General features: G+C 75.8%; 2 protein-coding genes. Both read left to right on the plus strand.

Translation table 11 applies throughout. From position 1 onward, the window contains the following. Positions 1-741, plus strand: a 741-nt coding sequence (locus tag ACZ407_RS34835; protein WP_468135550.1) for an acyl carrier protein, incomplete at its 5' end; no start/stop codon positions are given. Positions 742-745: 4 nt separating this feature from the next. Then, positions 746-4782 (plus strand): type I polyketide synthase (locus tag ACZ407_RS34840; protein ID WP_468135552.1); only part of this gene is annotated, 4037 nt, incomplete at its 3' end.

Consider the following 4782-nt stretch of genomic DNA (forward strand, 5'->3'; position numbering starts at 1 on the left):
CCCGCCACCAGCCTCGCCTGGGGCCTCTGGCACGAACGCAGCACCATGACCGGCAACCTCACCCCCACCGACCTCCACCGCATGAACCGACACGGAGTCGGCCCGATGGAGAGCGAGGAGGCGCTCCGGCTCATGGACGCGGCCCTCGCGAGCGGCGAGGCGCACCTCCTGCCGATGAAGCTCGACGTCGGCACGCTGCGGCGGCGGGCCCGTGAGGAGGAGCTGCCGGCCCTGCTGCGCGGGCTCGCCCCGCGCGCGGTGCGGCGCAGTGCCGCCGAGGGCGGGGTACGGGCGGCGGCTGCGGAGCTGTCGCTGTCCGAGCGGCTCGCCCGGGTTTCCGGAGAGCAGCGGACGCAGGCGCTGGAGGACCTGGTGGTGGCGCAGGTGGCGGCCGTGCTCGGCCACGCCTCGACGGCCGCGATCGAGCCGGACCGGGCGTTCAAGGACATCGGTTTCGACTCGCTGACCGCCGTGGAGCTGCGCAACCGGCTGAACACGGCCACCGGCCTGCGCCTGCCGGCCACCCTCGTGTTCGACCAGCCGACGCCCGAGGCGATCGCCCGGTTCGTGGAGCGGAAGCTGTTCCCGCAGGAGCCCGCCCGGGCCGCCGGTCCGGTGGCCGGAGAGTCCCGCGGGGCGGTCCTGGAATCCCTCGACGAGATCGACGAGATGGACGTCGACCTCCTGATCAACCTTGCCTTCGACGGCGATGCCGCCGGATCCGACGCGGAGCGTGAGTGACCCCATGAGCAATTCCCACGACAAGGTCGTCGCCGCGCTGCGGGCCTCCCTGAAGGAGACCGAACGGCTCCGGCAGCACAACCGCGAGCTGACCGAGCGGAGTCGGGAGCCGATCGCGATCGTCGCGATGAGCTGCCGCTATCCGGGCGGTGTGCGCTCTCCGGAGGACCTGTGGCGGCTGGTGGCCGCGGGCGAGGACGCGGTGTCGGGGTTCCCGACGGATCGCGGCTGGGACCTGGACGGGCTGTACGACCACGGCGGATTCCTTTACGACGCGGCCGAGTTCGACCCGGCGTTCTTCGGGATCTCCCCGCGCGAGGCCTTGGCCATGGACCCCCAGCAGCGGCTGCTGCTGGAGACCTCCTGGGAGGCCTGCGAACGCGCCGGCATCGACCCCCGCACCCTGCGCGGCAGCCGCACGGGCGTCTTCGCCGGAGTCATGTACCACGACTACGGCACGCTGGTGGGGCAGTCGCCGGACGCGGTGGAGGGCTACGTCTACAACGGCAGCGCGGGCAGTGTCGCCTCCGGCCGGGTGTCGTACACGCTGGGGCTGGAGGGCCCGGCCGTCACGGTGGACACCGCCTGCTCCTCCTCGCTCATCGCCCTGCACCTGGCCGTGCAGTCGCTGCGCAACGGCGAGTGCTCCCTCGCGCTCGCCGGCGGGGTGGCGGTGATGTCCACGCCGACGCTCTTCGACGAGTTCAGCCGGGGGCAGGGGCACGGGCTGGCCCCGGACGGGCGCTGCAAGGCGTTCGCGGAGGCCGCGGACGGGACCAGCCTGGCCGAGGGCGTGGGGCTGGTGCTGCTGGAGCGGCTGTCGGACGCCCGGCGCAACGGGCATCCGGTGCTGGCGGTGGTCCGTTCCACGGCGGCGAACCAGGACGGGGCGAGCAACGGCCTGACGGCCCCCAACGGTCCGGCGCAGGAGCGCGTGATCCGGGACGCGCTGGCCGCGGCCGGGCTGACCGGTTCCGACGTGGACGTGGTGGAGGCCCACGGCACGGGGACCAGCCTGGGCGACCCGATCGAGGCACAGGCGCTGCTGGCCACGTACGGCCAGGACCACAGCACCGAACAGCCTTTGTGGCTGGGCTCGTTGAAGTCGAACATCGGGCACACCCAGGCCGCCGCGGGCGTCGGCGGGGTCATCAAGATGGTCATGGCCATGCGCCACGGCACCCTCCCCCGCACCCTCCACGTGGACGCCCCCTCCAGCCACGTGGACTGGGACTCCGGCGCCGTGTCCCTGCTCACCGAGGAGCGGCCGTGGCCCGCGGCCGGGCGGCCGCGCCGGGCCGGGGTGTCCTCTTTCGGCGTGAGCGGGACGAACACGCACGCCATCCTGGAGCAGGCTCCGGACGCCCCCGAGCCGGCCGAGCCGGCCCCCGCGGCGGCCCCGGCCCCGCCGGTGGTGCCCTGGCTGCTGTCCGCGCGGTCGGCGGAATCCCTGCGCGCGCAGGCAACGCAGCTGCACGCATACCTGACGGGTGCGGGAGCCGGCCTCGACCCGGCCTCCGTCGGCTTCTCCCTGGCCGCCGGGCGTACGGTCTTCGAGCACCGGGCGGTGCTGCACTCCGGCGCGCCCGGCGGGCTCGAAGGGGCGCTGGCGGCGCTCGCCTCCGGCACGGCAGGTGCGGCCGCCACCCCCGGGCTGGTGACGGGCAGCGGCAGCCGGGCCGGGCGGACCGCCTTCCTCTTCACGGGGCAGGGCAGCCAGTACCCGGGCATGGGGCGCGCACTGCACTCCGCGTACCCCGTGTTCGCCGCGGCCTTCGACGAGGTCTGCGCGCACCTGGACCCGCACCTCGAACTCCCTCTCCGGGAGGTGGTGTTCGCCGAGCCCGGCACTCCCGTGGCGGGGCTCCTCGACCAGACGCGCTACACGCAGGCCGGTCTGTTCGCCGTGGAGGTGGCGCTGTTCCGGCTCGTCGAGAGCTGGGGGCTGCGGCCGGCCGCGCTGGTCGGGCACTCGGTGGGCGAGCTGGCCGCCGCCCACGTCTCGGGGGTGCTGGGGCTGCCGGACGCCTGCGCGCTGGTGGCCGCCCGCGGGCGGCTGATGCAGGAGCTGCCCGCCGGCGGGGCGATGGTGTCCGTCCGCGCCACCGAGGAGGAGGTGGCGGAGGTGCTGGCCGGGCGCACGGACCTGGTGTCGCTCGCCGCCGTCAACGGGCCCCGCTCGGTGGTCTTCTCGGGCGACGAGGAGACGGTGCTCGCCATGGCCGCCGAACTCGCCGGGCGGGGCCTGCGCACCAAGCGGCTCAACGTCAGCCACGCCTTCCACTCCCCGCGCATGGACCCCATGCTCGACGCGTTCCGCGCGGTGGCCGAGGGCCTGCGGTACCGGGAGCCGCGGATCCCGGTGGTCTCGAACGTCACCGGCCGGACCGCGACCGCCGAGGAGCTGACCGACCCCGGCTACTGGGTGCGGCACGTACGGCAGGCCGTGCGGTTCGCCGACGGGATGCGCACGCTGGGCGAGCAGGGCATCGGCAGCTACCTGGAGCTCGGCCCCGGCGGGGTGCTCGCCGGGATGGGCCAGGACTGCCTGCCCGAGGATCCGGCGGCGTTCGCCGCCGCGCTGCGCCGGGACCGGGCCGAGCCCGAGTCGCTGGTGGAGGCGGTGGCCGCGGTCTTCGCCCGCGGTGCCCGGGTGGACTGGACGGCGCTGTTCGACGGCAGCGGGGCCCGGCGGGTGGACCTGCCCACGTACCCCTTCCAGCGGCAGCGCTATTGGCCGAAGGCCCCGTCCGGTCCGGCGGGGGCCGTGCGCGCCCTGGGGCTGGAGGCGGTGGACCACCCGCTGCTGGGGGCCGTGCTGGAGAGCGCGGACGGCGAGGAGCTGATCTTCACGAGCCGGGTCTCGCTCGCCGCGCAGCCGTGGATCGGCGGCCACCGGGTGCAGGGCGCGGCCCTGCTGCCGGGTGCGGCCCTGGCCGAGCTGGCCGTACGGGCCGGGGACCGGGCCGGGTGCCGGCTGCTGGAGGAGCTGGCGCTGGAGGCTCCGCTGGTGCTGCCCGAGGAGGGCGGGCTCCAGCTGCGGGTCCGGGTCGGCGGCGCGGACGGGGCGGGGCGGCGCGCCCTGACCGTGCACGCCCGTCCGGAGGGGGAGGCCCCGGAGGACGGCGCGCCGTGGACCCGGCACGCGAGCGGCACCCTGCATCCGGGGCTGCCCACCGCCGCCGGCTCGGGCGGACCGGGCGGCTCCGGCGGCTCGGGCGGTTCCGCGGGCCGTACGGAGGAGGAGCCGTACGCGTTCGGCGCCCCCTGGCCGCCGGCCGGGGCCGAGGCGCTGGACCTGGACGGCTACCACGAGCGGCTCGCCGAGAGCGGATTCGACTACGGCCCGGCCTTCCGGGGGCTGCGAGCGGCCTGGCGGCGGGGCACGGAGGTCTTCGCGGAGGTTTCCCTCCCGGAGGAAGTGGCTGCGGAGGCAGGGGATTTCGAGCTGCACCCGGCACTGTTCGACGCCGCGCTGCAGACGGTCGGCCTCAGCAGCCTCGCCGAGGAGGCGGCCGCGGACGGCGGGCGGGGCCGCATGCCCTTCTCGTGGCGGCAGGTGCGGCTGCACGCCGCCGGCGCGACGATGCTGCGGGTCCGGCTGGCCGTGACCGGTCCGGACGCGGTGCGGGTCGATGCGGCGGACGCGCTGGGCAGCCCGGTCCTCTCGGTGGGCTCGCTGACCCTGCGGCCGCTGCCGGACGCGGTGTCGCAGGGGGCCGGCGCCGCGGCGCGGCTGCGCGATTCCCTGTTCCGCGTGGAGTGGGTCCCGGTGACGGGCGCCGGGGAGGCAGGTCCGGCCGGTCCCGGGCCGGAACCGGTCTGGCTCGCCGGGGCTTCCGGGCGCCGGGACGGCGACGGGGTCTCGGACCTCGCCGTCCTGCCGTCCGAGGGACCGCTCCCGGAGGTCGTGATCGCCCCGTGCGCGGGAGAGCACCGGGCCGATCTGCACGGGGTGTTGGGTCTGGTGCAGGAATGGCTGGCCGATCCCCGACACACCGATTCCCGCCTGGTGATCCTCACCCGCAACGCCGTCGTCAC

This window comes from Streptomyces sp. NPDC030809 (assembly GCF_055572195.1).